General features: G+C 42.3%; 1 protein-coding gene. It reads right to left on the bottom strand.

The annotated features are described in order from the left end of the window. The coding region (locus tag ACS8FD_RS19445; protein ID WP_439277072.1) for an enolase C-terminal domain-like protein at nt 1-669 on the bottom strand (669 nt) is incomplete at its 3' end. Nucleotides 670-782 lie beyond the last annotated feature (113 nt).

The following is a 782-nucleotide window of genomic DNA, read 5'->3' as shown; positions in this document are numbered from 1 at the left end:
TGAGACAGGTTGTTCTATTAAATCAACGCCGCCAGCTTGCAATAGGCTAATACCTTGCATAGCCTCAAGCTCTGTCCATGCTTGGTTGACATCAACCGTGATACGGCAGTCAGGTAGTGCTTTTTTAATGGCTAATACGTGGGCAACATCAACAACAATCGGATTGCTACCGATTTTTAATTTAAAAATGCGATGGCGCTTTTGTTCAATCATGCGTTTAGCTTCCTTAATATCGGTCGCTGTATTGCCGCTGGCAAGGGTCCAAGCCACTTCGATACGATCACGGACACGACCGCCAATTAGCTCACTTACTGGTAGGTTTAGACGTTTACCTTCAATGTCGAGTAGGGCAGTTTCAATCGCGCACTTTGCAAAGCGGTTGCCATTGATATGAAGATTGAGCAGCTGCATGGCTTTTGCTGTGCTAGTAGGCTGCTCTTTTAATAAAAGAGGCGTAAAGTAGGTATCGATATTAGTCTTGATGCTATGAGGGCTTTCTTCTGCGTAGCTTAGACCGCCAATGGTGGTCGCTTCGCCCCAACCTTCATAGCCATCTTCTGTTTGAATGTGTACCAATACCAAAACTTGTTCGTTCATAACGGTACAAGCAAGCTTATGAGCTCGAATAGTAGGTATCGGTACCAATAAAGTATTGATTGAACGAATCATGACAGTCCCTATTAAGTAAATGGTGCTTCCTTATGCTTAATAAGAACTATAGATGCTAGATAACGACATGTCTAAGACCTATTTAGTCTATTATTAATACCTTTTAGGTATTT

Source organism: Psychrobacter sp. 1U2 (genome assembly GCF_051847575.1).
The sequence above is the reverse complement of the archived record's forward strand: the minus strand, read 5'-3'. Positions and strand labels throughout refer to the sequence as shown.